Below are 24,221 nucleotides of genomic sequence, written 5' to 3' on the forward strand. Positions count from 1 at the left end.
CGACCTAGAAGTATTCGGCGAGCAGGGTCTCGAGCTTATCGAGCGCGGAGTTCCAGGCCGCCGTGCTGGCCGCAAGCACCTCATTGGGTAGCGGCCATTGGGTCAGCGTCAGATGCGTGAGGCCGCCGAATTCCTTGAGGGTCACGCGGGTGTTGATCACCAGGTCCAAGGTCATCTCATGAGGACCGTCGGCACTGGCGAAGAGCTCATACTCTTCGTATTCGGTGATGACCGCGCGCAACGGCACGTGGTGCGACGGGTCTTGCTGCGGGTGCAGGTCCAGTTCATGTCGTCCCCCGACCTTGGGTTCGAGTACGATCGATCCCTCGCGTACCGACCATCCGGCCGGACCCCACCATTCGGCGATGATTTCCGGTTCACGGAAGGCCGCCCACACCGCGGAGCGGGGAGCTTTGAGTTGGCGGGTGACGATCAGCTCGGTCATATCCTGCATATCTAGAGAATATCGCGTCGGCGCCCGGTCCCTCGCCAGGGCCGACGCGAGCGCTAGCTCAAGCGCGCGGCAGCCTGGATGGTCTCGGCATCGGGCGTGGTGCCGGCGGCCTGGTGGGCCCGCAGCACGCGTACGGCACGCTCCCATTTCACGCGCTCACGCGGGCTGGTCTCGATGGTGCGCTCGGCGGGGCCAAAGATGGACAGTCCCAGATATTTCAGCCGCCACAGTACGCGGTACCCACGACTGAGTCCCGTGGTATCTCGAACGATGGGCAACGGTGCGTCACTCATGGCCACTCCTCTGGTCAGCGGTGCGTGCGGCATGCGCCGCACACTTCCAGTGTAGGCCAATAGTTGGTGCACCAACTAATTTTGATCGGTGGCGCTCAGCGCGTGACGGGTGGCCTTTTGCAAGGTGGTGCGCAACTGCACCACCTCGGCCTCATCGAGGTCCAAGCGCCGCATCATTTCGCGCGGCACGTTCAGAGCTTGAGTCCGCAAGGCAGTGCCTTGCTCGGTCAGCGAAATGACAATGGCTCGCTCATCGCGCGGATTACGGTTTCGCTCCAGCAGCCCCGCGGCTTCGAGGCGTTTAACCAGCGGCGAGAGCGTCCCCGGATCCAGATGCAACCGTTCGGCTAATTCGCGGGCTCCGATCGGACCGAACTCCCACAGCGCCAACATCACCAAATACTGCGGGTGGGTCAACCCCAGCGGGTCGAGCACCGGCTTATAGGAGGCAATGATGGTGCGTGCCGCCACCGCCGCGGCAAAGCACACCTGTTGTTCAAGCCTGAGTAATTCGTCATCGCCCAGCTGTTGCTCTTCCGGATTGGTCATCGATGCCTCTCTTTCCCGTCTCACTACTGCCACTTCACATCCTCGCACGTCCAGATGATTCGGGCGCTGGTCAGCTCGAGGACACACGCCTAGGCTGGCCCTATGAGCAACCTTGAACAGGTGCCTGCCGAACAGGACTGCAGAACCCTCCCCTGCCTCGATGAGCTTCAGATCCTCGAACCACGGCCGGTACCGCTCGGCGGACCGCGGGCCATGACGGTCTTCCGCACCCTGCCGCAAAAGCAACGCAGTCTGATCGGCGCCTGGTGCTTCCTGGACCACTACGGCCCCGACGACGTCGCCCGCACCGGCGGCATGCGCGTACCGCGCCACCCTCACACCGGATTGCAGACCGTGTCCTGGCTGTTCACCGGCGCCATCGAACATCTTGATTCGGCGGGCTTTAGCGCCACCGTACGCCCCGGCGAGGTCAACCTGATGACCGCCGGACAGGGCATCAGCCACTCCGAGTTTCTCAGCGAGGACACCACAGTACTGCACGGGGCACAACTGTGGATAGCATTGCCCGATCGAACCCGCTTTATGCCACCGACCTTCGAGAACTACCGTCCCGAGCCGCTGCACGGCCCCGGGTACAGCCTGCGCGTCTTCCTCGGGACGCTCGGCACTCAAGGGCACAGCAGCACCTCGCCGGTGCAAACACACACCGAAGTCAGCGGTGCCGAATTGTGGCTGGAACCGCATGCGGAGCTGAATATCGACGTGCCGGCCCACCACGAACACGGTGTTCTGGTCGATGCCGGAACCCCACAGGTACAGGGCCAGCAGCTCGCACACCGCGAGCTGGGATTCATTCCGGCCGGCGCCAGCTCCTTGCACCTGCGCGCCGGCGCGGAGCCGGTGCGCGCGTTGCTCATCGGCGGGGAGCCGCTTAACGAACAAATCCTCATGTGGTGGAACTTCGTGGGGCGAACCCACGAAGAAGTCATCGCGTACCGTGCCCAGTGGCAAGCCGAGATCGGCGCCGAACCAGGTATGGTGCAGGGCGAACAATTCGGTCCTTTTCCGCCCGATACGCCAGCCCCGTTACCGGCCCCGGAGCTACCCACGGTGCGCCTACGACCACGCCCCAATCCAGGAGATCAGAGATGAACGAGATCAGCATCCGGCACCTGCCCGAGAAGCAGCGTTATGTCCTCGAAGACGCGGGCACGCAGATTGGAGCGGCCCACTACCGCGAAGTGCCGGGCAGTACGGACGAGGGCACCGATCGTATCTTCTTCCACACCGTGGTGGACGAGGCCTACGGAGGGCAGGGACTCGCCGGGAAGTTAGCAAACTACGCGCTCACGGACACGGTCGCCCAGGGCGCTCAGATCGTGGCCGTCTGCCCCTATATCAAGGCCTACGTTGCCAAGCACCATGATTTCGACGCGCACCTAGTAAAGGTCGCCGCGCGGCATCTGGCGGCACTGCCCAAGGATTAGCGCGCCGCGGTACGCCCAGCGACGAGAACCATAGCCAGCGCCACCACGAAGGTCAGCGCAAACACGGCGGCAAATGGCGCGGCACCGGCAAGCACGAACACCACCCCGGCCACGGCGGTGGCACTGGCAGAGCCCAGGGAATCGGCCAGCGTCATCGCCGAGGAATTGAAGCCTTGCTGGTCCTTGGCCGAGAGGCCGAGCATATTCACGTTCTGACGCGGATAAATCAACCCCATACCGAAGCCGCCGAGGGCCCATCCCGCCACCAAGATCGGTACCGGCAAATGCCAGGTGGCGGTGGCCAGTGCGGTGCCGATCGCCGCGGTGGCGGCCAGCGATCCGACGGTGATGAATGCGGCGTTGCTAAAACGCTCTCCCGTACGCCCCTGGAGCCAGGAGCCCACCGACCAGGACAGCGCCGAGGCGGTAAGTACCAACCCGGCGAGATCCGGGCGTAGCGCGTAATCCTCACGCAACATATAAGGCAGGTACACCTCGGTACCGAAGAAGGCCGCGGCCACCAACCCTCGGGAGAGCACCGTAGCCGGCAGTCCGCGGGCCGCCCGCAGGGTTCCGGCCGGTAGCAACGGCTTCAGGGCCAGCAGGGCCGCCGCCAAGGCCACCACCACACAGATCGGGCCGATACCCGGTAAGCGTCCCAAGAGGCTCATCGCCAGCACGCTGACCGCGGTAGCGGCGGCCAGTAGCAGTCGGCGGACCGAGACTGGTCCCAGCTCGGCGTTGTGTTCGGGTTGCAGCGAGCGCAGGGCGGGAACGACGGCCGAAAACGCAAACACCACGAGCAGCAAGACTCCCAGGAACACCCATCGCCAGCCGATAAAGGTGGCCACAAGCCCGGCAATCCAGGGACCGATGAGCGCCGGGAGAACCCAGGCGGCGGCAAAGAGCGCGAAGATTTTCGGGTGCAAATGCCCCGGATAGAGGCGGGCGATCAGCACGTAGATGCCCACCGTAATGGCTCCACCGCCCACACCTTGAATCAGTCGGCCGATAACGAGCATTGGCATACTCACTGCTACGCCACAGATCAGTAGGCCGATGACGAAGATCAACACCGAGGCGAAGAGCGGGAGCTTAGGCCCGCGCCGGTCGGCCAGTTCACCGGCGGCCACCATACCGACCATGCCGCTGGCTAGCGGCGCGGAGAAGGCCAGCGCGTAGAGCTCGCGCCCCTGTAGCGCTTCGCTGATGACTGGCATGGCGGTGGTTACCGCCATGACCTCAAATGCCACCATGAACACCAGCACGAACATGCCCAGAGTGGTGCCCAGATACTTAGGACTGAAGACCGTCGTCGGTCGGGGATGGATCCGTTCGGACGGACCGGTTGAATGCATAAAGCTATTCTTTCACTGTCTGGGCCAGAAGCCAGCAGGACTGACTAGCCACCGATCACATGCAGTGCGAAGGCCGAGAGAAATCCCAAGACGACCAATAAACCGGTCAAGTCGCCTTCGCCGGCATAGGCTTCGGGAATCATGGTGTCGGCGAGCATCGTCAGGATGCCGCCGGCGGCCACCGCGGTGGCGAAGGCCAACACCTCCGGGGCCGCACCAGCCAGCAGCAGGTAGCCTAGGGCCGCGGCCAGTCCGGAGGCAACGACCGTACCGGCCCACAATCCGAACACCGAGCCTGCGCTGCGCCCTCCGGCCTTCAGGTCCGCGGTACTGGCCAGCCCTTCGGGGACGTTGGAGATGAAAATCGCGGCAACCATGGTCGGGTTGATCCCGCCCCCGGCCACGAGGCCCACTCCGAGGGCCACCGATTCCGGGATCCCGTCAATCAGTGCACCGATCGCGATGGCGATACCCGAATTGTTCTGCGCACCGCTACCGCTGGCCGCGGCCTTACGCTTCGGGCGGGCGCCGACGAGCCGGTTTGCAGCGAAATAGAGCAACGAGCCGGCGGCTACGCCACCGGCGGTCGCCAGCAGGCCTCCGGTGTCCGCCGCTTCGAGCACAAGTTCGAAACTCAGCGCGCTAATCAACACCCCAGAACCAAAGGCCATCACCGCGCAGATGATGCTACGCGGTATCCGCAGGAACCAGGCCAGCCCCGCGCCGAGCAACAGCGCCGCACCGGCGACCGAACCCCAGAGGAATGCAGTGAGAGCCTCGAACATGGCCCCAGCCTATCGACCCGGCAGTGGAATCTCCGCTAGCTCGGCTCGTTCGACATGTTGTTGAAGCGAGAGTAGTGACCTTGGAAGGCCACGGTGATGGTCTTGGTGGGACCGTTACGGTGCTTGGCCACGATGACATCGGCCTCGCCCGGGCGGTTTTCCTTGTCGTAGACGTCATCGCGGTGCAACAGAATGACCATGTCGGCGTCCTGCTCGATGGAACCGGATTCACGCAGATCCGAGACCATGGGCTTCTTGTCGGTGCGCTGTTCCGAACCACGGTTCAGCTGCGAGAGCGCAATCAGCGGGACATCCAGTTCCTTGGCCAGTAGCTTCAAGTTACGCGAGAACTCGGAGACTTCCTGCTGACGCGATTCGACACGCTTTCCCGAGCTCATCAGCTGCAGGTAGTCCAGCACGATCATGCGTAGCTCATTGCGCTGCTTCAGGCGACGGCACTTGGCGCGAATCTCCATCATCGACATATTCGGTGAGTCGTCGATGAACAACGGCGCCTCGTTGAGGCGTCCCATGGTGGTAGCGATCTTGGTCCACTGCTCATCGGCCACATCGCCCTTACGCAGCGCCTGCAGCTGAATGGAGGCCTCGGCGGAGAGCAGGCGCATGGCGATTTCATTGCGGCCCATTTCCAGCGAGAAGAACACGGTGGCCATACGGTGCTTGATGGCTGCCGAGCGTGCGAAGTCCAGGGCGAAGGTGGACTTACCCACCGCCGGGCGAGCCGCGATGATAATCATCTGTCCGCCCTGCAGGCCCTGGGTCAGCTCGTCGAATTCGTAGAAGCCGGTAGGCACACCGGTAATGCCATCGCCGGCGTTAGCGGCGTTCTCGATCTCATCGACGGTGCCTTCAATGATGTCGCTCAGGCGCACATAGTCTTCGGAATTGCGGTTTTCGGCGACCTTGTAGACCTCGGCCTGGGCCTCGTTGACGATGGCATCGACCTCGCCATCGGGTGAGTAGCCCATTTGCACAATGCGCGTACCGGCATCCACCAGGCGGCGCAACACCGCACGTTCACGCACGATCTCCGCATAGTAGGCCGCGTTAGTTGCCGTGGGGACTTGCTGGACCAGATTGTGCAGGTAGGCGGCGCCACCTACGCGCGCCAGCTCATTGCGTTTGGTCAGCACATCGGCCACGGTCACCGCATCGACCGGCTCACCGCGACCATACAGGTCCACGATGGCCTCATAGATAAATTCGTGGGCGGGACGGTAGAAGTCCGCACCGCGCACCACCTCGACGACGTCGGCGATGGCATCCTTGGAAAGCATCATGGCGCCCAGCACGGAAGACTCGGCGGCCAGATCCTGTGGAGGTGTGCGCCCCGCATCCGCGTCGCGGCTTTCGTACGTCGGCTCAGCGCTCATAACTGACACTTCCATCCCCTTGAGTTCCACCCGGGCGGCTCTGCCCCCACCTTTTAACCAACTCACCAACACTGTCAGGCGTTACCGACAGGTTGAGTCGTGACATTGTGGATATTCGTCCGCCCTGTGCCAACGATAGGCGCGTTTACCACGGATCGAAACCCACTTATCCACAAAATATGTGGATAAAGGTGAAGCCCCTGTGGATTCGCTGTTTACGACTTGGGGAGAACTCTGTGGATTATTAAAATCACATCTTGTCAATAGCCATCTGACAAGGCCGTTTAGAAAATGGGTACTGTGGATACAAGTTTATTTTTCACAGTTATTCAGCCTGTAGATATCGCCTGTCCACAGCGAATCACCGCGTTTCCGGGGCTTTAGACAGGTTTTCAACCCCTTATCAACAAGTTATCCACTGGATTGTGGATAACTATGTGGAATCTTTTCATACCTTATGCAGAGTCGGGCGTGTGACCCTAGACAAGCGCGGGCAGTCGGCGAATGGCCGAGTCATGGAAAACGACCGGGTCATGCTCGGCCACCCGGTGCGCATGCACGCGCAGTAGCACCACCCAGTGATCGCCTGCATCGACCTCGGAGTAGATCGAGGTTTCAAAGTGGGCGGCCGAGTCATCCAGCAACAAGGCCCCGTCGGCGGTAACTTCGGTGGAGACGCCGGCAAAGCGGTCGCCATGCTTCGACGCCAACTGGGCACACACCCACTCGTTGCGTTCACTGAGCACCGAGATTCCAATGCGTCCAGCCCGCCGCAACCGAGGCCAGGTTCGCGAGGACTTTTGCACAGCGAACATCACCAGCGGTGGCTCGAGAGAGACCCCAACGGTAAAGGAGGACGCCACGAATCCCTCTTGGCGCCCATCTACGGTGGCGCACAGGGCTGCAATTCCTGAGGGGTGTCGGGCAAAGACCGTACGCAGGGAGTGAGAATCGAGATCGTAGTTCAGCGGCAAGGTTTTATCCTTCGTTCTCATGCCCACCGATGCGTGACATGGACGCTCTGCGGCACGAGACCGCGGGTTTCCATGGTTTTCGTCTCGATGTGCGGTACTTGCCCCGCACGGCCAGTACGGGACCGAATCGTCACCTGGAGCACCCCACTACCGTTGAGAGGGTTGCCGGCCGACAAGCCAGGGCTAGATGTCGACACTCTTGATTCTGTTAAGAACAATATGGGCTACATGACGCGAGGGTCAAACAAACTGCGTAGCAAAGCTCAATATTCACCGGTTTATTCGACCCGCCGCGTCACTCACGGACTCGCGCCGCGTAATCTTCGTTGTTCACAAGGCGTAAGCGGGCTCAGCCCAAAATGCTGCCACTGATCAGCGAGATAATCATCGCCAGCACCGCGGTGTTGAAGAGAAAGGCCACATAGGTATGCGTCCGAATGGTGCGCAGGCCCTGGCGGGTGCGCGGGGTGCCTCCGTTATAGGCTCCCGCGGCCGAGACCATCAGCGCCATGGAAAGAAAGTCACCGAAGTCCGGTGCCTCGCGGATGTCGAAGTCAATGTGTTCACCGGCGGCATTTAGCCGGAAGTACTGCAAGGCGAAAGTGTAACCCACCGAAACCCAACTGGCCGCGGCCGTTACGATAACCAGCGCGGGTACGAGCGCACTGGGGCTGTCCCATGGCGTGAGGACCAGGCAGATAGCCACCACGAGTGAGGCTAGGGCAAGCGAGAGGGACCACGCCTGCGCGTCGTGTGCGCCCATGAATCGGCTCAACTGGCTCGGCCCGTGCTGCCATTGGTAGCGCGCGATGCGTTCGAGCAGACGTGGGTCGGTGCGGGTATATAACCAATGTGTCCAGCCAAGATTAAGCACCAGTGCCAAGGCCAAGCCACCGCCAACAGCGGTGACCAGCAACGCCGCACCATTTATGTCGGAGCGGGAAAGTAGTGAACCGATAAGGAGCGCAGGCAAGAGCGGTAGCGAGGTTACCGCGAGCCGGAAGCCGTCATCGAAGGCAAGCCGGCGCCACCGCGCGCGCAAGGTTCGCTTGGCCGATTTCATAGCTCAACTCTCGCACAGAACGAGATGACATGAGGTGCATTGCGCCATTGTTTCGCGAAATAAGCCCCGTTCAGGGGCGTGTCTTAATGGCTATAGTGCAAGTACACCGCCGGTGGCGACCCCGAATGGAGCCAGTATGCACACCGAGATTCCTGACCTGCTCGACGCCCTGGGAGACAGCCGTTCGCTCTTGCGCGAGGCTTACGTAGATCTCGACGAGCAGGGATTTACCCATCGGCCCCACCCCGGAGGGCCCAGTCTCCAAGATCCCCTGCGGTTAGCCATTGAACTGGAGCTGGGGTGGTGCGCGCTGATCACACACGGCGAGCGAGCGCAGGACACCCAACCTTCCGTCGCCACGGCGAGCTCGTTAACGGCCGCCCTGCAGCAGTATGCATTGGTGGCCGCGGCCACCGATGCGCTGATCAGTTCGCTCACGGTCTTCGACCGGCGGCTAAGTGTTCCGCCGACCCCATGGACCCCGCCGGGCAGCACGTGGTCCCTGCGCCGCGTCATTGCCCATCTGATCACACAGACGGCATTTCAGGCAGGCCAGGCCCAAACACTACGTGCCGGGCTTGCAGCGGCCGCCTCGGGGTCCTGAGCGCGCCCGCTTAGAAGATTCGGATACTAGAGGCCTGAGGTCCCTCAGTCGAGTCCACCTCGAGGCGTAGGCTACCGCCCAGTGCCTCGACATAGCGCTGTAGTGTCGCGAACTGCACCCGGTCGAATTCGCCGCGCTCGAGCTTGCCGATCCGCTCCGCTTTGACCTTCAGCAGGGCGGCCAACTCCTGCTGGCTCAAGCCCGCGCGCTCACGGAGCTCACGCAAGTTCTCTTCACGTTCGGCCTGTTCAAGACTCCGCCGATGTTCGGCCACACGTTCCTTGGCGGAATCGTCCAACTGCGACTGGTCGGGAAAGACTGCGCCCATGCTAAAACCCCATTGTTCTGCTTGATGCCGGTGATTCACGGCCCAGCGTAGCACCGGGGCGTCGGCGGATCCGCCTCCGTGTTAACTCATGACCACGTTCCGCTGGGCACCGCCACAGGCCCTGATCGAGCGCGGGAGCTTTCGGGCTGTTGAGCCCGCGGTGCGCGGCGTAGACTAGGCGTCCACGGGCCTTGTCGGCAGAAATGGGCTAGGGGGACAGCATGTCTCAAACGTTCACCTATGACGTGTTTTCAAGCCTGGATGGATATGCCAGCGCCGGTGAGCACTGGGGCGGCTACTGGGGCAAGCAGGGCCCCGAACTCCTGGCTCGGCGCCTAGCCATCTATTCGGAGCCCTGCCTGCTAATACTCGGTGCGGCTACGTACCGGCTCTTCGCGCATTTCTTGGCCACCGAGCCACCGGATTCCGAGGTCTTCGATCCTTGGGTCAGCGCAATGCTCGGCCAACCGATGCTGGTGATCTCCACAAGTCTGCGCGAACCGCTGGAGCTACCCAATGCGCGGCTGGAGCGGGGTGATGCGACCGAGGTGGTGGCACGGTTGCGCGAGGAATCCAGCGTGCCGCTGCGCTCTCATGGAAGTATTCGGATGAACCGAGCGCTTTTGAATGCCGGGCTGGTCGATATCGTGCAGCTTACGGTTTTCCCGGCGCTCACCGGTGCCAGTGGTAGCGACCGGATCTTCGCCGAGGTCGGCGACTTTGACCTGGAGCTACTAGATGCCCGACTGCTGGATTCACGCACCCAGGAGTTGAGTTATCGTCCCACCCCGCACCCCTAGCGGGAGTACCTCGTAACTAAAAACGCTGTGAGTATGGAGGTGGCTGGTCTGGGACTAGCTGGCAGGATAAGAACCGGCCGTCCCGCCCCGAGGATGTGACTCATTAAAACGCTGACCCGAAAGGTGTCATCCGATGGATCTGTCCATCTGATCGGGGTGGGTCGACCGGGACCAATCCGGCCCACCACGGTGACTTGATCAGAAGAATGTCCGCCCCTTTTCTAGGGGCGTGACCCATCACAGTGCTGTTCCGTAGTGACCCTTACCCGGACTGGTACCGGCCGTTCACGGCCGACCAAGAAAATCCAGGAAAGGAAAGTACGGTGACCGCACAACCTATCGTCGCTCATTCTTATCCATTTGTCGTGGGTGTCGACACTCACGCACGCAATCACGTCTACGCCATCATCAACGCAAGCAACGGTGCGTTGCTCGATACGCAGTCATTTCCAGTGACCAGTACTGGGATTAACCGGGCCATCGCCTGGGTCGCGCGACGAACCGAAGGCAACGCAGACACCCTGTGGGTCATCGAAGGGACCGCCACCTACGGGGCAATCCTTGCCGGCACGGTCGCCGCCCATGGATTCCCCGTCACCGAGGCACCGCGCATGAGCAAGAAACAGAACCGTGGCGTGGGAAAAACCGATGCTTTAGACGCCCACCGAATGGCGGCAGCGTCCCTGCCGTTACCGGTAGAGAAGCTACGCCATCCGCGACTGAATGAAGGAATCCGCCAAGGATTACGGATCCTCGTCACGGCACGCAGCTCGATGACCAAGGACCGTACCAGGGCCATGAACGCTCTAAACGCCCTGGTACGCAGCAACGAGTTGGGGATTGATGCCCGCAAGAAGCTCACCGGCAGCCAGATCACTGAGATCAGCCGCTGGAGAGAGCGGGAAGAAGAGCTGTCGCTGCGGATTGCACGGTCTGAAGCAGTACGCCTGGCCAAACATGTCATGGACTTGGACCAGCACCTAGCGACCAATGAGCAGCAACTAGACGAACTGGTCAAAGCCAGCGAAGCAGCACCCTTACTAAATGAAATCGGGTTCAAGGCAATCACCGTAGCGAAATGCTTCGTCGCGTGGTCCCATGAAGGGCGGGTGCGCAATGAAGCGGCATTTGCCTGTTTGGCAGGAGTAAATCCGATTCCTGCATCGTCCGGGAATACGATCAGGCACCGACTTAATCGAGGCGGTGATCGGTCGTTGAATGCTGCCCTACACTTGGCGGCGGTGACACGTATGACTCATGACGAAGAGACACGTATCTATGTCGAGAAGCGTCAGGCTCAGGGGAAAACTGATCGGGAGATCCGCCGATGCATCAAACGCTATCTCGTCCGTCGAATTTTCAAGATCTTCAGTGTTTCAGCAACATTTGACCAAGCTCCAGTTACGCCTTGACAGACATAGAAGAATCCAATGGGTGGCACCCCGTTCACGCGGAACGGGATGCCACCCATTGATCAAAGTGAAGCCGAAAGGGCCTTACTTCTTGGCGGCAGCCACAACCTGCAGGCGCAGGTTGGCAACGACGTCCTCGTGCAGACGCACGGTGGCGGTGTAGTTGCCGGTAGCCTTGATGCGGTCATCGAACTCGATGTTGCGCTTGTCGATCTTGCCCAAACCGGCAGATTCGACGGCAGCTGCAATGTCAGCGTTCTTGACGGTGCCGAACAGGCGGCCGTTAGCGCCAGCCTTGACGGTGACCTTAACCGGCTGGGACTTCAGCGATGCTGCCAATGCCTGAGCTTCCTCGAGATTGGCAACGGCGCGAGCAGCGCGAGCAGCCTTGATCGACTCAACCTGCTTCTCACCGCCCTTGGTCCAAATGAGTGCGTAGCCGCGCGGCAGCAGGTAGTTACGGGCGTAGCCGTTCTTTACCTCGACAATGTCGCCAGCGGTACCCAGACCGGATACTTCGTGAGTCAGAATGATCTTTGCCATGGTGGTATCCCTTCCTTAACCGCGGCCAGCGCCGGAGTAAGGCAGCAGGGCAACTTCGCGGGCGTTCTTGATAGCCTGTGCGATCTTGCGCTGTTCCTGAACGGACACACCGGTCACGCGACGAGCGCGGATCTTGCCGCGGTCGGAGATGAACTTACGCAGCAATGCGGTGTCCTTGTAGTCGATGACGGTGATGTCAGCGGCCTTCAAGGGGTTGGACTTTGGTTTGGGCTTACGGATTTCAGCCTTAGCCATCGTGGAGCTCCTTAGCTTGGGAGCCCGCAGAGTGATCTGCGGGATGGTGAATAAATGAGTTTAGAAAGGTGGTTCGTCGTTGCCCGGGTTGCCCCAGCCACCGCCGCTGTTGTTGCCACCGCCGGTGCTCCACGGGTCGTTGGATGGAGCATTCCATCCGCCACCCTGCTGCGGCTGTTGCTGCTGCTGTGGGGCGTTCTGCTGCGGTGCGTTGGAGAAACCTCCACCGCCGCCGAAGCCACCGCCCCCACCGCCGGAGCGCTGGGTGCGGGTTACCTTGGCGGACGCGAAACGAAGCGAGGGGCCGATTTCATCGACCTCAAGCTCCATGACGGTGCGTCGTTCACCTTCCTTGGTGTCGTACGAGCGCGAACGCAGGCGACCCTGGGCGATGACGCGCATGCCCTTGGTCAGCGTTTCGGCAACGTTCTCGGCCGCCTCGCGCCACACCGATGCACGCAAGAACAGGGCTTCCCCGTCCTTCCATTCATTGGACTGGCGATCGAAGGTGCGCGGAGTCGAAGCGATCGTGAAGTTCGCTACGGCTGAACCGGACGGCGTGAAACGCAGCTCCGGGTCGGCGGTCAGATTTCCGATAACGGTAATTACAGTCTCGCCTGCCATTGACTCTCCTTAAATGGGGTGAACGTTGTTTGCACTACGACGGGAAAAGGGGCGTAATTAAACGCGGGCCTCTTCCGGACGGGTGACCTTGTGGCGCAGGATCTGCTCGTTGATCTTCAGCTGACGCTCAAGCTCGGACGAAGTAGCAGGATCTGCGGTGTAGTTCACCACGATGTAGATGGCTTCCGCCTTCTTCTTGATCTCGTAGGCCATCTTGCGACGACCCCAGATATCAACCTTCTCGATGGAACCACCGGCGGTGCGGACAACCTCGAGGTACTTCTCGATGGTTGGCTCGACGGTGCGGTCGTCGACCTCGGGATCAATCAGAACCATAAGTTCATAAGCACGCATGTGAACCCACCTCCTTTGGGCTAAGCGGTTGCGGCATCTCCGCAACAGGAGGTTCTAGCGTTATCCGCGCGGCTCACTACCCAGATTTCAGGCAGGATCCGGCACAGACCTATCAAGTCTAGACGATACACATGACGCCTCGTAACCTTTGTGACACAGGTAACTTGCGTCAACATTTGCGGTACAGTATTGCGCTTCGCCCGTCGGGATGTTTCGCTAGTGACTACGAGAGTTTCCCTATAGGAAAAGAGGCAGGTCATGCTCGCCCAACCCACCGAGAATCAAGTGCTGGCCGCGGCGGCGGCCATTGTTCAGGCCTTTGCCGCCACCGACACCGAGAGCTACTTTGCGAAATTCAGTGAAGACGCCAGCTTCATCTTCCATCCCGAACCACAGCGTCTGAATAGCCGCGCCGAGTACGAAGCACTGTGGGCATCCTGGCTACGCGATGGTTGGCGTGTTGTGTCCTGTGAGTCCAGCGATCCCCTGGTGCAGTGCTGGCCAGGCGGTGCGGCCTTCAGCCATACCGTCGCCACCACGGTGCATGTGGAGGGCGAGGGCGAAGAGTCCTATGTCGAGCGGGAATCCATCATCTTCAAGGACGTCGATGGCGAGCTCCTCGCCGTCCACGAGCACCTGTCCACCATCACCGCCTAGGAGCCAAGACATGTCCATGATCGACAGACTCGAACAACGGCTGAATCTCACCTCCGACGATTCCGGGCCGATCCGCGGCACCCTATCCCTCGGTCGCATCGGCATGATCTGGCTCGCCGCCAACCTCGTGGTGACCACGATGTTGACCGGCACCCTATTTGTTCCCTCCGTTTCGTGGGGCGCGACGATCGGGTTGATCGTGCTAGGTACCGTAGCCGGCGCCTTGGTGCTGATTACCATCGGCAACATCGGCACGCGCACCGGATTGCCCACCATGGCCTTGACGCGCGGCGCCTTCGGCATCCGCGGCAGCTACCTGCCCGTGGCGGCCAATCTCATTGTGCTCATGGGTTGGAGCTGGGTGCAGGCCATGCTGGCCGGTGTTACCGTCGACTACCTCGTGCACTCGTGGACCGGCTACTCCAATCCGATCCTGTTCTCCGTGCTCAGCGAGATCATTGTGGTCATTCTGGCGATCCGCGGCCACGAGGGCATCGCGAAGATCGAACCGTGGCTCGCGGTGATCATGCTGGCGATCATGGGATGGATCTTCTTCACGATTTTCACCACCTTCACCCCTGGGGACCTCAACTCCCTGCCGGCCCCCGCAGAAGAGGGGATGACCGGTGGGCTCGTCTTCGACGTCGTCTTTGCCACGGCGATCTCCTGGACCGTGCTTTCGGCGGATATCAATCGCACCGCCAAGAGTCCGAAGTCCGGCATGCTGGGCTCGGGTATCGGCTACATCGTCTCGACGGTCTCCGCGATGGCGTTGGGAGCGACCGTCTTTGCCTATGTGCTCAAGCGCGGCGATGAGGCCATCGCCTTCGATCCAGGCACCGTGGTCGCGGCCTTCGGCGCCCCCATTGCGATCGTTATTTTCTTCTCCGTGATGGCCACCAACACCATGGTTGTCTTCGGCATGACCACCTCACTGGTCAACGCGCGCGCCGAAGGAAATATGCGCTTCCTCCCGGCGGCTCTCGTGCTGGGCCTTATCTCGATTCTCGGTTCGACGTTCCTGGGCCTGCTGGATAGCTTTACGAACTTCATGATCCTGATCGGTTCCTTCTTCGTACCGGTCTTCGCCATCATGATCGTGGACTACTACATCATCGCCCGGGCAGCCTACTCCCGAGACATCCTGCGCGCGAGTAGCGGAGCCTACTGGTATTCGGGTGGCTTCAACCCGATCGCCATTGGCTCTTGGGTCGTGGGAGCGGCGCTGTCGTACGCGCTGGCCTACCTTTGGCCAAGCCCCATCGGAGCGACGCTACCGACTTTCGTGGTCACCTTCTTGCTCTATCTAGTCCTGTCCTACGGACGCAAGAACAAGAACCCAATCCACCAATCACATCTGGCCGCCTAGGCTACCGGCGTAGGTCCCCGGAGATCACCGGCTCGAGACGCTTCGTGAACTCCGGGGCCAACGTGCGCATATAGGTGTCGGAAATATGGTGCTTGTCGCGGTAGACCAGAACGTTGCCGACCACGGCGGGACATGTGTTTTCGGTGCAAAACTCGTCGGTGAAATCCTGCACCTGCACCCGTGGCTCTAGCTCGGCGGCCCGCTTCGTGGCGTCCGCCGGCTCCAGGGCGTCCTTTCGTTCCGTGGCGCATTCTTGCGGATGCTGCAGGTGTCCGGCCAGGCAATCGCGCGCGAATTGCTTGCCTTCGGGACGCGGGGTATCCACTAGCGGGATCACATCGATGCCCGCATCCTCCAGCTCGCCCCAATACTCGGCAAAACCCGCGGCCGGGTCGCTGGTGTAGCTCGCCGCTGCCCAGTAGGCCGTGATCACCACGTCAATATCGGAACGCTCAAGAATCCGTTCCAAACTGGCCTCATTCGCCGCACGGCAAGAAATCGAACCGGCTTGCTCCGCCTCTCGAGTGGCGGCGGTGAAGGGACAGGAATTCTTGAGGTAGGTCACCAGCTTCCAGTCGTTGCGTTGCACAAGGTCAAGCACCGCCTGGTACCAGTGCGTGGCGTGCGAGTCCCCCACCAACGCGATCGTAGTCTTCGCCTTCGGGTTGCCGAATTCGCACTCCTTGGTTTCCGTGGCCTGCGGCTTTTGCACGCAAGCCCCGATTTGCGGCAAATCCTCGGCCGCCTCGGACAGCGCCGGAACGATCTGCGTATTGCCCTCGAGAAACGCCGGAGCACCGGCCTGGAGGGAGGGCGCCCCGAATCCCTGCGGCGGTGCCTGTTCAAGTTGGCGCACCTGCTGGCGCTGCTCGGCCACCAGTCGCTGTTGCGCGTACTGCGGCGCGAAGCCCACGCCGGCGACCACGGCCACTGCCGCCACGCCCGCCAGTACGGTGCGTCCCGCACCGTGCGAGAACCCCGACCAGCGGCGCACCGGGTTCTCCACCAGCAGATAACTGAGCTGCGCCAGCACGAGGGAAAGCGCCAAGAGCCCAATGGATTCAAGTGGGCCGGGGTCTTCTCCGGTTAGTTGCGCGGCAAAAACGATCAGCGGCCAGTGCCATAAATAGAGTGAATAGGACACCGCGCCCACCCATTGGACCGGCGGGCTGTCAATCACCCGATGCAGGGAGAAAACACCCTCGGTGCGTTCGGCGGCGATGATCAGCATGGTGGCTAGCACCGGCACCAGGGCGGCCAGGCCGGGAAAGGCGGTGTGCCCGTCGTAGCTGAACGCGGCGCCGACGATAGCCGCCAACGCGAAGAGCACCAAGAGGCTGCGGCTCCATTGCGGTAGCCCGTATAGCAACCCCCGGGTGGCGCTCGTGCTTCGGGCGGCCAATAACGCCAGGAGCCCACCTGCGGCCAGCTCCCAGGCCCGAGTGGTGGTCACGAAATAGCCGCTGGCATCTGCGGCCAATCCTAAATACGCGGAGTAGCCCAGCGACAGAACGAAAACCAGAGAAAACCCGGTCCAGAGCCCGGCGGTACGGAGCCGTGCTGGAAGTAGCAGGCATGCGGCTAGCACGATCAGCGGCCATACAAAGTAGAACTGTTCCTCAACACCCAACGACCAGAAATGTTGCAGCGCACTAGGTGCTTCATCGGCTGCCAAGTAGTCCACCGACGATGCGGCGAGCACCCAGTTTTGCACCGAGAGGGCACTGGCCACCGCTTGGACGCCAACCGAATGCCATTGGGTCGATGGCGTGATTCGCAAGGTCACCAGCACCACGACAAGGATGACCAACAGGGCCGCTGGCAGGATCCTTCGCACGCGCCCCGCGTAGAAAGAAAGCAGACTAATCCGGCCGGTGCTCTCGGCTTCTTTGAGCAAATGAGAGGTAATGAGAAAGCCGGAGATGACAAGGAAGATATCGACTCCGATGTAACCACCGGGGACGATTCGTGGTTCGAGGTGGTAGATCACCACGAGCAATACGGCCAGCGCGCGTAATGCCTGTATTTCGGGGCGGAATCCGCGCCGTATCCCAGTCTGTTGTCCCTGCATCTTTCTAGCGGAACAGATGGGCGTGAACGGAAGGGAAACAGCATTCGACGTGCGGCTTGGAAAGTACCGCAAGAATGCGCATGCGCCGCTCGGTATGAGCGTGGCGCCCCGACCCGCGGTCAGGACGCCACAACTTCACCCAGGGGGTTGGCCCAGTAGCTTAGCCTCCCAAACCTCCGAGCAATCCTAAAATCAATTCAAGCAGAGCATCCACGTTTCCACCTCCCCGCACCGTCACCGCGTGGGCCCACCATCACCGCGCTACCTCGCTAACGAGGCTGACATTACCGATTTAGTGCGGTCAGTCACAATAGTTTTTAAGAAGTCGTAGATATATTTCGTACTCCTATAACCGCGTTCACCTAGGCGTTAATCGAGTACGGCTTATTTGTAACCGCAAATTATCAACCAGTGATAGCTGGCGACCGGCCTTCGGCATTTCAATGGCTACGCTGCGGTATTCACCGGCTCCGAACCTAGCGTTGCGGCAAGCTGCCCGGAGCAAGACCCAATAGATACTCGGCGGCAACCCGGATCAGTGGGGTGAGCTCGGCCAACGCTTCCGGTTCGGCGGTATTTACGTAGCTACCCGCCCCGTCGATCGCCACCAGGATCCCACTGGCGGCCAGCCGCGGGTTGCGCGACGTCACCTGCCCGGCCCGCTCGGCGCACGCAATGAGCTCCGTGAGTCCGGCAAGCGTCAGTTCCTCCTGCTCATTAACCACGGCGCGCAAGGATTCGCGATAACGCGATAAGTGCCGGACGTTGAGCCACAGTTTGCCCAAGTTTTCGAAATCCGGGGCGGCCACATTGGCCAAGAATTGGGCGATATTTCCCAGTTCATCCCCCTCGGTCATGCCCACCGAAAAAATCGCCTCGCGCTCGCGCACCGCGGCCAGCTCGAAAGCCGCACACGTCAGCTCGTCGACACTCTTGAAATAGTGGCTAATGAGCCCGGGACGCACGTCCAATTTTTCAGCCACAAGGCGCATGGTCACCTTTTCCAAACCCAGCTGCAGGGCTAAGGCCGCCGCGGTATCGAGGATTTCTGCTCTGCGGTCCTCCGGGTTCTTCCGGGTTCGTGGTTTGGGCGCGCTTGACGTCATGCGCTCACCCTAATAGATTTGAACTCCACAGTCTATTGGTGTCATGACCAATAGTGAGAGAGGTAGCTAGATTCGATGGGCGCAGACCTGATCATTTCCGCTCGGGGCATCCACAACCCCGGGGAGCCAGCGAGCACGGCCACCACGGTGGCCATCTCCAACGAGCACATCATGGCCCTCGGCGGACCAGAGCTTGTGCAACAGCACGCCACCAAAGACACTCGCATCATCGAGCTCGATGGCGTGGTGCTGCCCGGGCTCGTGGATATTCACACGCACCCGGTCTGGGGTTCCATCGAGCGCGGGACCTCCCTCGACCTCGCCGAAATCCACACACTCGAAGCCCTGCTGACCGCCACCGGCGAGCGCCTCGCGGCGCTGGGTGCCGATCAGTGGATCACCGGGTTCAACCTAGACGTCAATCTCTTTAACGGGCACGTGGACGGCCGGGTATTCGACGAACACTTCCCCGGAGTGAAGATCAGCTACATGACCTCCGATGCGCATGCCTTGGTGGTAAGCCCCGCCGTCATCGAGCAGTTGGGCATCACAGGCCGCGAACGCTTCGCCGATGCCTCACAGATTCACACCGACGAGCAGGGCACTCCGACCGGCTACATTGTGGAGCTGCAGGCCATGGATCTGGTGATGGAGCACTATCCGACGCTACCCACCGAACAGGCCGCCGACCTTGTTCTGCAAGAACTGCACCACATGGCCCGTGCCGGCCTTACCGGGATACATGCACTTGATTTCGCCGACCCGTCCCAAGCCGTGTTCAGTTACCTGGACGAGCGCAATCTGCTACCCCTGAAGGTTCGCTGCTCCCCACTGATTCCCGCCGATTCCGGGCCAGAAGTATGGGCTCAGGCCGTAGCGCAGCAAGAGCTTGGTGGCCGTCGGTGGCAGGTGGCCGGGGTGAAATTCATGCTCGATGGCACCGCCGATAACGGCTCGGCGTGGTTCGCACACCCGGACTGCTATGGGCAAAACACCGACAGCCTCTGGCGCAATCCGCAGGCCTACCGTGAGGCCATCGAATACTTCACCTCCCGCGGCATACCTACGGCCACGCACGCTATCGGAGACGCCGCGGTGGCCTATGCGCTCGACGCGATAGAAGCGGCTGGACCGGCCCGCGGCGGTGCCCACCGCATTGAGCACCTGGAATCCATCGGCGACGAGCTGCTGCCTCGCTTCGCCGAGCTGGGAGTCATCGCTAGCGTGCAACCGGTCCACGGGACGCGCCTGACCAGCGCGGATGGCAGCGACAACTGGTCCATTCGCCTCGGTCGTGACCGTGCAGCCCATGGTTGGCGCACCCGCGACCTGCTACGTGCCAAGGCGCCACTGGCCTTGGGATCCGACTGGCCCATCGGGGTGGCCGATCCGCGTATCGCGTTGGCTGACGCACAGCTGCGCCGCCCGGTCGAAGACCCGCAGGCCGCCACCCTCCACGTCGAACAAGCGCTCACCGCGGATGAGGCCTATACGGCGATGACACGGATTCCTGCCCTCGCCGCCGGCGCACCGGCCGAAGGCAGGATCGCCGTCGGCGCCCGCGCCGACCTGAGTATTTTCGCCGCCGACCCGATGCGACTCGCCCCGAGCGCTCAGGCCAGCAATCCCGTAGTGGCCACCGTCGTCGACGGTAACCTCATCGAACACGACCGCGTCACCGCCGACGCCCTGCGCTAAGGAATACCCATGACCGATTTCCCCGTTCCACGCCCCACCCTGCGCCCCCATGTACGCATCGACGCCGGCAACCCCACCGCACGCGGCCAACAGCGTGCGGCACAGCTTGGCGACCAGCTACATGGCGCGCTGGCGATCTACACGAAGTTCTTCGACCTCGGTGGTCTAACCCAGCAGCAGGTGCGCTCCGACGCCGAACGCGCGTTAGAGGACATTTCGAGCTTCGCCCCCGAGCTCGCCGAAGAGATTATTGGCACTGCTACCGAAGCAAATTTGTCCCCGTGGCAGGTGGCCGCCCTCAACGCACGCACCGAGATCTTGGCCCGTAGTGCCAACATCGCACCGGGAGAATGCTCCACGATCGTGCGCGAGACTGCGCATGGGACCTTCGGGGTCCAAACTTGGGACTGGCACGTCGAATTGGCCGGACACTGGCACACGCAACAGGTCATCGGCGGCCGTCACCACATGGTGGGAATTACCGAACATGGCATTCTGGGCAAGATCGGCATCAACAGCGCCGGCCTGGGACTGCACTTCAACATTCTGGGGCACCGCGAAGACGCGGTCGGTGGAATCCCCATGCATGTGTTGTCCGCCTATGTGCTGCAGAATGCCGGGTCGGTGGCCGAGGCCATCGATGTGGTGCGTAGCGCGCCGATCGCCTCCTCCGGCTCCTTCGCACTACTGGACCGACAGGGTTCGGCGCTCCTCGAAATCACCCCGCGCGGCGTATTCGAGGTGCCACCGCTGCAGGCAGGCACGCACCTGCGCACCAACCACTTCCTCACCGAAACGCCCAAGGCCGAGGAGAAGAGCTGGCTCTATCAGCCCGACTCCGGGCAGCGTTTCGACTTCCTCGCCGCGCGCCTAGCCAATGGGGCGCCGGAGTCCGTCAATGAACTCTTTGAGCAGCTGGTGACCGGCTCGGGTGAGCCACCGGTGACCTGCGTACCGGATATGAACCTCTCCATGGGGCAGCGTTGGGCGAGCCTGGCTACGGTCATCCTCGACCCAAGCTCACGCAGCGCCAAGGTACTTGATGGCACGCCCGCCGAGGCCGGTCAGCGCCCGTGGCACACGCTCATCGCCAATTAGGTTGCAGGCAGTGCTGAACGCCAGCACGCTGGCCTAGAACGAAAGGAAAGGTGCGGCACATCGACAGTTTCGATGTGCCGCACCTTCGTGCTTATCCGGCTTGTTGCCTAGTGCAACCGCGCTACCGCTTCGGTCAGCTCCAGCAATAGCTGCGTCTGCAACCGATGCCAGTGCGCCGTATCGGGTTCGGGCCAGCTGGAGAACTTCACGATCACCAGCTCCTGGGAAGGGTCGATCCACAGGTTCTGTCCGTGGATGCCGATGCCGGAGATGATCCCGCGCTCGGTACCTGTGCACCACCACTGCCGGGTGTAGGATCCTCGCGGAAACTGCTCCGTGAAGCCCTCGCCCTTCATGGCCTCGGGATTCCCGCCCGCGAAGACCTCCGCAACCCAGGCTTCGGACACCACCCGTCCCCCGGGAGCTTGTCCGCCGCTTAGCATCAGCTGGCCCACCTTGGCCAGGTCACGCGCGGTGCAGCTGATCCCACCGTTGGCGAAACCGAACCCGGCGTTATCGACGGTGATCGTCGCATCCCGTTCGGCCCCGAGTTTCTGCCAAAGATACACGCCCAACGCTTCGGCATACCGCATGGCACTGGCTCGTTCGATCACCCACGCAAGCACATCGGTGCTTGCCGAACAGTACTGGAACCGCTGCCCATAGTTCCCGGCCCCGCGCAGGGACGTGAGGAACTCCGAGGTGTTCGACGGATCCCCCGGCTGCTGGGGGCGCCATCCGGCCGAGCGGTCGTGGCGCTGGACCTCGGAGTTCGGGTCGACATAGGTTTCGTCGTAGTCGACGGTGACGAGCATGTCCAGGACCTGGCGTACCGTCGCCTCACCGTAGACCGAGTCGGCCAATTCGGGCACGTAGTGCACCACGGGTGCATCGATCTCGAGCTTCTGTTCCAGCTCAAGGGCACCGGCCACCAGCGCGCAGAGCGACTTTGAGACGCTCATCAGCAGATGTGGCTGATACTCCCCCACCCCGGCCCGGTAGTACTCGGCCACCAGCTCTCCGCGCTGCAGAATCACCAGCGAATCGGTGTAGCTTTCTTCCAGACGGGCGACGAGGTCCGGCAGCTGTTCCGCTAGCGCACCTAGCCGCAGCGTTGCCTGCGCCGGCACGGGCGCCGTGGAGATCCGCGCGTGGGTGGTCACCTCTTCCATATGGCTGAAGGCCCACCGATTGTGCCCGGCCTCCTGCCAGTTTTCGAGCAGCCGGTTCCCGGCATCATCTTGCGGGTAACGCGGCGGATGGGCACGGTGGTTATCTGTCGGGGAAGCTGCAACGAACATTAGACCGCCCCGAGCACCTGGGTGGATTTCTTCGCCAGCGACACGTAGCACAGGGCCGACACCGCGATGCCTACCGGCACCGAAAGGTCTACCCCACCAAACGCTAGGGATAGTGGCCCGCTCCAGACATCGGTGGAGAGGAATAGCGCGGTGGCCAGACCTCCAAGGAGCAGACCTCCCATCCCAGCCATGCTGTAGCCGCCGCGGTACCAGTACTTGCCGGAAGGGAACTGTTCGAAAAGCTGCAACGAATCGTAGCGATTGCGGCGAAGCAAGATATCGACCACGTAAATGGTCATTGTCGGCACCGAGATGATCAGCAGGAACTGCAGCATCAGGTTTACCGCGTCGATCAGCGAGGTAGAGATGGCCAGCACGAAGGTGAAGATCGTGCCCAGCACGCCAATCAGCACGGCCGAAGGGATGCGACGGATCGGCACACCGATGGACTGGAACACCATGCTCGAGGTGTAGGTAGTCATACCGTTCAACGCAACGGTGTTGAGCACAACGCCGATGACCAAGAGGATCCCCAGCCACCCGGGCAGCATTTCCAGCAGGGCGAAGTCGATGCCGATCTCTAGTGCCTCGAAGGAGACCGCGGTACCCAGCAAGGCGCCGACGCTGAGGAAGATAATTCCCGGTACGGCTCCACCGAGTGCCGTTGCGGCCACGATGCGCCATGCCTTGGTTTCGCTGGGCAGGTAACGAGCCAGATCAGCGCTGTTGGAGTAGGACAGTGGGGTCGAGGCAAGAATCGCGAAGCCGATGCTCAGCGAGATCCACAGATCCAGCCCTCCCAGAGGCTCGGGCTGCACGAACCCGAGATCGATCTGCGGCAGGATAAAGGCGGTGACCACCACGAAGATGGCCAGCAACGCCACGGTCACCACGGTGTAGCTGCGCAAGATTAATGCGTGCCCATAGACGGCTACGAGCACGGTAATACCGGAAACAACGATGGTCACCAGAGCCTTGGCCAGCGTCTCGTTACCCATACCGATGCGACGGAGCAGTTCGGCGCCCATGAAGGTTGAGGCCACCCAATTCAGCGCGAGGAAGATGCCCGAAACGAACCAGCCGTAGAAGGCGATCACAATGCGGTTGCCCCGGATTCCGTAGATCGCGCGGGTAATCACCGAGCCCGAGGTTCCGGCCGACGGGCCGCTGGCGGCGACGATTCCCGGCAGGACCCACAGCAGGTTGCTGGCAATGATCACGGCCATGGCCTGCCAGATTTCCAACCCTAGAACGAGGGTAAGCGTGGCTCCCATGGTGAAGCTCAGAACACTCACATTCGGTGCGGCCCAGACGGCGAATAACTCGTAGGGCTTGCCGTGGCGGTGTTCGGGCGCGATGTATTCAATCCCGCGTTTTTCTGGATGCTTCGCGGAATCCGCGGCATCGGAATCAAGGTAGGTACTACTCATGACTCACGATCCTTCCTGCTGAGTGTGACCGCTCCATTGCGGTAAATGTCCCCAAAATTTTCCTTGTTGGTCATGTGACCAATTAGCGTTCAAGGTTCAATTAGAACGGTCAGCACCAAGCTGTGTCAAGCCTCACAGCACCACTGACCCAAACGAACAGGTCGCGGCCGAGGTTGGCGCCAAGACCAACCCAATCCCCGGGAAGCATGGGTTCCACAAAGAGGCCGAGTGGCGCGCGGTTGAACCGGAGCGT

26 protein-coding genes and 1 riboswitch are annotated in these 24,221 nt (G+C 61.6%); of the genes, 9 read left to right on the top strand and 17 right to left on the bottom strand.

The features are described from left to right. Positions 1 to 4: 4 nt before the first annotated feature. The 3 genes from ACYU0X_RS16690 to ACYU0X_RS16700 form a co-directional block, all read right to left on the bottom strand. A complete protein-coding gene (locus ACYU0X_RS16690; RefSeq protein ID WP_418907883.1) occupies positions 5 to 454 on the bottom strand; it encodes an SRPBCC family protein in 450 nt (149 codons plus the stop codon). A 53-nt stretch (positions 455 to 507) separates the two neighbouring features. Further along, positions 508 to 747, bottom strand: coding sequence for a hypothetical protein (locus tag ACYU0X_RS16695; protein WP_309410406.1), 240 nt, complete (start codon positions 745 to 747; stop codon positions 508 to 510). Between the two features lie 75 nt (positions 748 to 822). Beyond that, the gene (locus ACYU0X_RS16700; protein WP_418907884.1) at positions 823 to 1,296 is read right to left on the bottom strand and encodes a MarR family winged helix-turn-helix transcriptional regulator; all 474 of its coding nucleotides are present in this window, start codon (positions 1,294 to 1,296) and stop codon (positions 823 to 825) included. 102 nt (positions 1,297 to 1,398) lie between these two features. On the opposite strand from ACYU0X_RS16700, the gene ACYU0X_RS16705 reads away from it, so the two are divergent. Together ACYU0X_RS16705 and ACYU0X_RS16710 are read left to right on the top strand one after the other, a co-directional pair. After that, positions 1,399 to 2,409 carry a pirin family protein gene (locus ACYU0X_RS16705; RefSeq protein ID WP_418907885.1) on the top strand — a complete coding sequence of 337 codons (1,011 nt, stop codon included), beginning with the start codon at positions 1,399 to 1,401 and terminating at the stop codon, positions 2,407 to 2,409. Continuing rightward, positions 2,406 to 2,744: a GNAT family N-acetyltransferase gene (locus ACYU0X_RS16710; protein ID WP_461901748.1), complete on the top strand. Its 339-nt coding sequence runs from the start codon at positions 2,406 to 2,408 to the stop codon at positions 2,742 to 2,744. The genes ACYU0X_RS16705 and ACYU0X_RS16710 overlap by 4 nt, the downstream gene beginning before the upstream one ends. On the opposite strand, the gene ACYU0X_RS16715 is transcribed toward ACYU0X_RS16710, so the two are convergent. The 5 genes from ACYU0X_RS16715 to ACYU0X_RS16735 all read right to left on the bottom strand — a co-directional run bounded on the left by ACYU0X_RS16715 (position 2,741) and on the right by ACYU0X_RS16735 (position 8,318). Further along, on the bottom strand, positions 2,741 to 4,102 hold the full coding sequence (locus tag ACYU0X_RS16715) for an MFS transporter (protein ID WP_418907887.1): 1,362 nt from the start codon (positions 4,100 to 4,102) through the stop codon (positions 2,741 to 2,743). The two genes, ACYU0X_RS16710 and ACYU0X_RS16715, sit on opposite strands and share 4 nt — an antisense overlap. Positions 4,103 to 4,146: 44 nt before the next feature. Then, on the bottom strand, positions 4,147 to 4,887 hold the full coding sequence (locus ACYU0X_RS16720; protein ID WP_418907888.1) for a ZIP family metal transporter: 741 nt from the start codon (positions 4,885 to 4,887) through the stop codon (positions 4,147 to 4,149). A 35-nt stretch (positions 4,888 to 4,922) separates the two neighbouring features. Then, positions 4,923 to 6,281 carry a replicative DNA helicase gene (gene dnaB / locus ACYU0X_RS16725; RefSeq protein ID WP_309410400.1) on the bottom strand — a complete coding sequence of 453 codons (1,359 nt, stop codon included), beginning with the start codon at positions 6,279 to 6,281 and terminating at the stop codon, positions 4,923 to 4,925. A gap of 479 nt (positions 6,282 to 6,760) precedes the next feature. Continuing rightward, on the bottom strand, positions 6,761 to 7,276 hold the full coding sequence (locus ACYU0X_RS16730; protein ID WP_418907889.1) for a flavin reductase family protein: 516 nt from the start codon (positions 7,274 to 7,276) through the stop codon (positions 6,761 to 6,763). A gap of 68 nt (positions 7,277 to 7,344) precedes the next feature. After that, positions 7,345 to 7,460: riboswitch (SAM riboswitch) on the bottom strand. Between the two features lie 144 nt (positions 7,461 to 7,604). Continuing rightward, positions 7,605 to 8,318, bottom strand: coding sequence for a DUF1345 domain-containing protein (locus tag ACYU0X_RS16735; protein ID WP_418907890.1), 714 nt, complete (start codon positions 8,316 to 8,318; stop codon positions 7,605 to 7,607). A gap of 136 nt (positions 8,319 to 8,454) precedes the next feature. Here ACYU0X_RS16735 and ACYU0X_RS16740 point away from each other — a divergent pair, with 136 nt between their 5' ends. After that, positions 8,455 to 8,922 carry a mycothiol transferase gene (locus ACYU0X_RS16740; RefSeq protein ID WP_418907891.1) on the top strand — a complete coding sequence of 156 codons (468 nt, stop codon included), beginning with the start codon at positions 8,455 to 8,457 and terminating at the stop codon, positions 8,920 to 8,922. A gap of 10 nt (positions 8,923 to 8,932) precedes the next feature. Here ACYU0X_RS16740 and ACYU0X_RS16745 read toward each other — a convergent pair whose 3' ends face one another. Then, the gene (locus ACYU0X_RS16745) at positions 8,933 to 9,250 is read right to left on the bottom strand and encodes a helix-turn-helix domain-containing protein (RefSeq protein WP_418907892.1); all 318 of its coding nucleotides are present in this window, start codon (positions 9,248 to 9,250) and stop codon (positions 8,933 to 8,935) included. Positions 9,251 to 9,471: 221 nt separating this feature from the next. Between ACYU0X_RS16745 and ACYU0X_RS16750 the strand changes: the two genes are divergently transcribed. Together ACYU0X_RS16750 and ACYU0X_RS16755 are read left to right on the top strand one after the other, a co-directional pair. Further along, on the top strand, positions 9,472 to 10,050 hold the full coding sequence (locus ACYU0X_RS16750; RefSeq protein WP_418907893.1) for a dihydrofolate reductase family protein: 579 nt from the start codon (positions 9,472 to 9,474) through the stop codon (positions 10,048 to 10,050). A 323-nt stretch (positions 10,051 to 10,373) separates the two neighbouring features. Beyond that, positions 10,374 to 11,462, top strand: coding sequence for an IS110 family RNA-guided transposase (locus ACYU0X_RS16755; RefSeq protein WP_461901749.1), 1,089 nt, complete (start codon positions 10,374 to 10,376; stop codon positions 11,460 to 11,462). Positions 11,463 to 11,546: 84 nt separating this feature from the next. Here the strand turns inward: ACYU0X_RS16755 and rplI are convergent, their stop codons facing one another. From rplI to rpsF, 4 genes are read right to left on the bottom strand one after another with little or no spacing between them, the layout of a single operon-like run. Next, positions 11,547 to 12,005 carry a 50S ribosomal protein L9 gene (gene rplI / locus ACYU0X_RS16760; RefSeq protein WP_418907894.1) on the bottom strand — a complete coding sequence of 153 codons (459 nt, stop codon included), beginning with the start codon at positions 12,003 to 12,005 and terminating at the stop codon, positions 11,547 to 11,549. A 15-nt stretch (positions 12,006 to 12,020) separates the two neighbouring features. Beyond that, positions 12,021 to 12,260: a 30S ribosomal protein S18 gene (gene rpsR / locus ACYU0X_RS16765; RefSeq protein WP_013350683.1), complete on the bottom strand. Its 240-nt coding sequence runs from the start codon at positions 12,258 to 12,260 to the stop codon at positions 12,021 to 12,023. A gap of 60 nt (positions 12,261 to 12,320) precedes the next feature. Then, positions 12,321 to 12,884, bottom strand: a complete 564-nt coding sequence (locus ACYU0X_RS16770; protein ID WP_418907895.1) for a single-stranded DNA-binding protein — start codon at positions 12,882 to 12,884, stop codon at positions 12,321 to 12,323. Between the two features lie 57 nt (positions 12,885 to 12,941). Beyond that, positions 12,942 to 13,238, bottom strand: a complete 297-nt coding sequence (gene rpsF, locus ACYU0X_RS16775) for a 30S ribosomal protein S6 (protein ID WP_309410392.1) — start codon at positions 13,236 to 13,238, stop codon at positions 12,942 to 12,944. Between the two features lie 258 nt (positions 13,239 to 13,496). Here rpsF and ACYU0X_RS16780 point away from each other — a divergent pair, with 258 nt between their 5' ends. Both ACYU0X_RS16780 and ACYU0X_RS16785 read left to right on the top strand, forming a co-directional pair. Further along, a complete protein-coding gene (locus tag ACYU0X_RS16780) occupies positions 13,497 to 13,895 on the top strand; it encodes a YybH family protein (protein ID WP_418907896.1) in 399 nt (132 codons plus the stop codon). Between the two features lie 10 nt (positions 13,896 to 13,905). Then, positions 13,906 to 15,264 carry a purine-cytosine permease family protein gene (locus tag ACYU0X_RS16785; RefSeq protein ID WP_418907897.1) on the top strand — a complete coding sequence of 453 codons (1,359 nt, stop codon included), beginning with the start codon at positions 13,906 to 13,908 and terminating at the stop codon, positions 15,262 to 15,264. Between the two features lies 1 nt (position 15,265). Here the strand turns inward: ACYU0X_RS16785 and ACYU0X_RS16790 are convergent, their stop codons facing one another. Continuing rightward, positions 15,266 to 17,335 carry an acyltransferase family protein gene (locus tag ACYU0X_RS16790; RefSeq protein WP_461901750.1) on the bottom strand — a complete coding sequence of 690 codons (2,070 nt, stop codon included), beginning with the start codon at positions 17,333 to 17,335 and terminating at the stop codon, positions 15,266 to 15,268. Between the two features lie 476 nt (positions 17,336 to 17,811). Further along, positions 17,812 to 18,441: a TetR/AcrR family transcriptional regulator gene (locus tag ACYU0X_RS16795; RefSeq protein ID WP_418907899.1), complete on the bottom strand. Its 630-nt coding sequence runs from the start codon at positions 18,439 to 18,441 to the stop codon at positions 17,812 to 17,814. Positions 18,442 to 18,516: 75 nt separating this feature from the next. On the opposite strand from ACYU0X_RS16795, the gene ACYU0X_RS16800 reads away from it, so the two are divergent. Together ACYU0X_RS16800 and ACYU0X_RS16805 are read left to right on the top strand one after the other, a co-directional pair. Continuing rightward, positions 18,517 to 20,139, top strand: coding sequence for an amidohydrolase (locus ACYU0X_RS16800; RefSeq protein WP_418907900.1), 1,623 nt, complete (start codon positions 18,517 to 18,519; stop codon positions 20,137 to 20,139). 9 nt (positions 20,140 to 20,148) lie between these two features. Further along, entirely contained in the window at positions 20,149 to 21,237 is a 1,089-nt protein-coding gene (locus ACYU0X_RS16805; protein ID WP_418907901.1) for a C45 family autoproteolytic acyltransferase/hydolase, read from the top strand. Positions 21,238 to 21,344: 107 nt separating this feature from the next. On the opposite strand, the gene ACYU0X_RS16810 is transcribed toward ACYU0X_RS16805, so the two are convergent. Further along, on the bottom strand, positions 21,345 to 22,538 hold the full coding sequence (locus ACYU0X_RS16810) for a serine hydrolase domain-containing protein (protein ID WP_418907902.1): 1,194 nt from the start codon (positions 22,536 to 22,538) through the stop codon (positions 21,345 to 21,347). Then, positions 22,538 to 23,968, bottom strand: coding sequence for a purine-cytosine permease family protein (locus ACYU0X_RS16815; RefSeq protein WP_461901751.1), 1,431 nt, complete (start codon positions 23,966 to 23,968; stop codon positions 22,538 to 22,540). Before ACYU0X_RS16815 ends, ACYU0X_RS16810 begins: the two co-directional genes overlap by 1 nt. Between the last annotated feature and the right edge of the window lie 253 nt (positions 23,969 to 24,221).

The sequence above is a fragment of the Glutamicibacter sp. X7 genome (assembly GCF_054889245.1).

What these genes read in the sequence shown, in the direction of transcription:
- ACYU0X_RS16690 (WP_418907883.1), bottom strand. Translation starts at nt 454, where the DNA reads ATGCAGGATATGACCGAGCTGATCGTCACCCGCCAACTCAAAGCTCCC.
- ACYU0X_RS16695 (WP_309410406.1), bottom strand. Translation starts at nt 747, where the DNA reads ATGAGTGACGCACCGTTGCCCATCGTTCGAGATACCACGGGACTCAGT.
- ACYU0X_RS16700 (WP_418907884.1), bottom strand. Translation starts at nt 1,296, where the DNA reads ATGACCAATCCGGAAGAGCAACAGCTGGGCGATGACGAATTACTCAGG.
- ACYU0X_RS16705 (WP_418907885.1), top strand. Translation starts at nt 1,399, where the DNA reads ATGAGCAACCTTGAACAGGTGCCTGCCGAACAGGACTGCAGAACCCTC.
- ACYU0X_RS16710 (WP_461901748.1), top strand. Translation starts at nt 2,406, where the DNA reads ATGAACGAGATCAGCATCCGGCACCTGCCCGAGAAGCAGCGTTATGTC.
- ACYU0X_RS16715 (WP_418907887.1), bottom strand. Translation starts at nt 4,102, where the DNA reads ATGCATTCAACCGGTCCGTCCGAACGGATCCATCCCCGACCGACGACG.
- ACYU0X_RS16720 (WP_418907888.1), bottom strand. Translation starts at nt 4,887, where the DNA reads ATGTTCGAGGCTCTCACTGCATTCCTCTGGGGTTCGGTCGCCGGTGCG.
- dnaB (WP_309410400.1), bottom strand. Translation starts at nt 6,281, where the DNA reads ATGAGCGCTGAGCCGACGTACGAAAGCCGCGACGCGGATGCGGGGCGC.
- ACYU0X_RS16730 (WP_418907889.1), bottom strand. Translation starts at nt 7,276, where the DNA reads ATGAGAACGAAGGATAAAACCTTGCCGCTGAACTACGATCTCGATTCT.
- ACYU0X_RS16735 (WP_418907890.1), bottom strand. Translation starts at nt 8,318, where the DNA reads ATGAAATCGGCCAAGCGAACCTTGCGCGCGCGGTGGCGCCGGCTTGCC.
- ACYU0X_RS16740 (WP_418907891.1), top strand. Translation starts at nt 8,455, where the DNA reads ATGCACACCGAGATTCCTGACCTGCTCGACGCCCTGGGAGACAGCCGT.
- ACYU0X_RS16745 (WP_418907892.1), bottom strand. Translation starts at nt 9,250, where the DNA reads ATGGGCGCAGTCTTTCCCGACCAGTCGCAGTTGGACGATTCCGCCAAG.
- ACYU0X_RS16750 (WP_418907893.1), top strand. Translation starts at nt 9,472, where the DNA reads ATGTCTCAAACGTTCACCTATGACGTGTTTTCAAGCCTGGATGGATAT.
- rplI (WP_418907894.1), bottom strand. Translation starts at nt 12,005, where the DNA reads ATGGCAAAGATCATTCTGACTCACGAAGTATCCGGTCTGGGTACCGCT.
- rpsR (WP_013350683.1), bottom strand. Translation starts at nt 12,260, where the DNA reads ATGGCTAAGGCTGAAATCCGTAAGCCCAAACCAAAGTCCAACCCCTTG.
- ACYU0X_RS16770 (WP_418907895.1), bottom strand. Translation starts at nt 12,884, where the DNA reads ATGGCAGGCGAGACTGTAATTACCGTTATCGGAAATCTGACCGCCGAC.
- rpsF (WP_309410392.1), bottom strand. Translation starts at nt 13,238, where the DNA reads ATGCGTGCTTATGAACTTATGGTTCTGATTGATCCCGAGGTCGACGAC.
- ACYU0X_RS16780 (WP_418907896.1), top strand. Translation starts at nt 13,497, where the DNA reads ATGCTCGCCCAACCCACCGAGAATCAAGTGCTGGCCGCGGCGGCGGCC.
- ACYU0X_RS16785 (WP_418907897.1), top strand. Translation starts at nt 13,906, where the DNA reads ATGTCCATGATCGACAGACTCGAACAACGGCTGAATCTCACCTCCGAC.
- ACYU0X_RS16790 (WP_461901750.1), bottom strand. Translation starts at nt 17,335, where the DNA reads ATGCAGGGACAACAGACTGGGATACGGCGCGGATTCCGCCCCGAAATA.
- ACYU0X_RS16795 (WP_418907899.1), bottom strand. Translation starts at nt 18,441, where the DNA reads ATGACGTCAAGCGCGCCCAAACCACGAACCCGGAAGAACCCGGAGGAC.
- ACYU0X_RS16800 (WP_418907900.1), top strand. Translation starts at nt 18,517, where the DNA reads ATGGGCGCAGACCTGATCATTTCCGCTCGGGGCATCCACAACCCCGGG.
- ACYU0X_RS16805 (WP_418907901.1), top strand. Translation starts at nt 20,149, where the DNA reads ATGACCGATTTCCCCGTTCCACGCCCCACCCTGCGCCCCCATGTACGC.
- ACYU0X_RS16810 (WP_418907902.1), bottom strand. Translation starts at nt 22,538, where the DNA reads ATGTTCGTTGCAGCTTCCCCGACAGATAACCACCGTGCCCATCCGCCG.
- ACYU0X_RS16815 (WP_461901751.1), bottom strand. Translation starts at nt 23,968, where the DNA reads ATGAGTAGTACCTACCTTGATTCCGATGCCGCGGATTCCGCGAAGCAT.